A 2118-nucleotide genomic window follows, 5' to 3' on the forward strand; every position below is an offset into this window, starting at 1 on the left:
TGGGCTAGTCCTCGAATAGAAATTTTTTCTTTCTTCCAGACATCGATAATTTTTTGGCGAAAATCTACGGAATAGGGTCTCATAGGAAGCTGGCGAGTTCTATTATTTGTCTATTTGCTTTTCATTGTACCTCATAGCTCCAAGAAGTGCTATAATCCATTTCCGCACATAATAGCAAAACTGTTTTTGACTGAGCTTTTTTAGCAATATCTTGTAAAACTTCATCTTTGATGACAAGGGACGTAAGGAGAATTCACGATGAATAATTGGAAAAGTCCTATCCACCCCGGTGAAATTTTAGCTGATGAATTAGAGGAAATTAATCTTGATGTTTCTCAGCTTGCCACAAGAGTTAATATCTCTGAGAATGAACTTGAGCAAATTCTCAAGGGACAAGGAAATATCACGGGAGATATTGCTTTAAAATTAGGGCGTTTTTTTAATACAGGGGCAGAAATTTGGATGAATTTACAAAAAGCCTATGAGTTAGATCTAGCGAGGGAAAAGTTAGGAAATACCCTCGAAAAAATTATTCCTTATCAATCCCTGTCTTCAGGATAAATTCTCTTGAATTCTATAATTATTCATTTGACATACTGGCTGCATCTCACATTTGCAGAAATAGCGACAATCAGCAATTATCAGTTATCCTTAAACTGATACAAATGTATGAATAACCGCGTGTGGGAGTTAATCCTACTGTTAACAGTGGACTAGCTGATCACCACCAGTTGCATTAACTGGATCTTTTGCCAAAATGGAGTAAATATGGTAGCGGGGGGATAGTCAATGACAGCACAGGAAGTATTAGAGTTAATTCAACAGGCAAAGGACGAAAGAGTGAGGGAGTTGGATCTGTCCAACAAAAACTTAACAGAAATTCCCCCCGAAATCCCTCAACTCACCTCCCTGCAATCCCTCGACCTCAACAGTAACCAAATCAGGGAGATTCCAGGAGCGCTCGCTCACCTCACCTCCCTGCAACGCCTCTTTCTCAACAATAACCGAATCAGCGAGATTCCAGAAGCGCTCGCTCACCTCACCTCCCTGCAACGCCTCTTTCTCAACAATAACCAAATCAGCGAGATTCCAGAAGCGCTCGCTCACCTCACCTCCCTGCAACACCTCTACCTCAGCAGTAACCAAATCGGCGAGATTCCAGAAGCGCTCGCTCAACTCACCTCCCTGCAATTCCTCTACCTCAGCAATAACCAAATCAGCGAGATACCAGAAGCACTCGCTCACCTCACCTCCCTGCAATACCTCTATCTCTACAATAACCAAATCAGGGAGATTCCAGAAGCGTTCGCTCACCTCACCTCCCTGAAAAGCCTCTCTCTCAGCAATAACCAAATCAGGGAGATTCCAGAAGCGCTCGCTCGACGACTTACCTCCCTGGTATTCCTCTACCTCAGCAATAACCAAATCAGGAAGATTCCAGGAGCGCTCGCTCGACGACTTACCTCCGTGGGACACCTCAACCTCAGCAATAACCAAATCAGGGAGATTCCAGAAGCGCTCGCTCAACTTACCTCCCTGCAACGCCTCGACCTCAGCAATAACCCAGGGGACCTGCGTAGGAATAATATCCCAGCCAGACAGTCGCTCTGTAGAAGAATCAGACAAGCCATAAATGGTACATTATCAAAGCGCAAGTCCCCAGCGAGAAACCAACAACGATGACACCCCCCAAGAAACCCCCGAATCGGAGCAGTAAAGATTTGCTTACCACAGAAAGGTAACTTAGGCGAAAAAGTTTACAAATATTTAATATTAATCTCTCTTTTTATCAAACTGGGAAAACTCTTGGCCTTTTCCCGTTCTCAACCTCTTATACTAAATCCGGTTATTAAAAACTGATTATTTATTCTCCCTTTTGCCTCTTGCCTCTTGCATGAGTGCCTGTCCTCATATGTAGCCTATACTCAACGGATTTAGTATTATATGCTATGGCTCTTCGGTTTGTGTTATGCAATGGACGGGGGTTATAAGGGATGTAACCCTTATATAGAAAGGCATTTAGCGATTTTTGTCAATTGTTTTTGATCTAGAGCGAACTAATCAATTAAGTCTCTTACCAGATAAGGATTTAGTCGATTTATGCCCCCCTATCGAACC

The 2118-nt window shown here is 43.0% G+C and carries 2 protein-coding genes; both read left to right on the top strand.

What is annotated here, in order from left to right:
* Positions 1 to 258: 258 nt before the first annotated feature.
* Entirely contained in the window at positions 259 to 561 is a 303-nt protein-coding gene (locus tag O9290_RS26375; protein ID WP_288054608.1) for a HigA family addiction module antitoxin, read from the top strand.
* Between the two features lie 228 nt (positions 562 to 789).
* On the top strand, positions 790 to 1683 hold the full coding sequence (locus O9290_RS26380; protein WP_288054606.1) for a leucine-rich repeat domain-containing protein: 894 nt from the start codon (positions 790 to 792) through the stop codon (positions 1681 to 1683).
* The last annotated feature ends 435 nt before the right edge of the window (positions 1684 to 2118 follow it).

The sequence above is a fragment of the Microcystis sp. LE19-41.2A genome (genome assembly GCF_027530405.1).
GTDB lineage: Bacteria > Cyanobacteriota > Cyanobacteriia > Cyanobacteriales > Microcystaceae > Microcystis > Microcystis aeruginosa.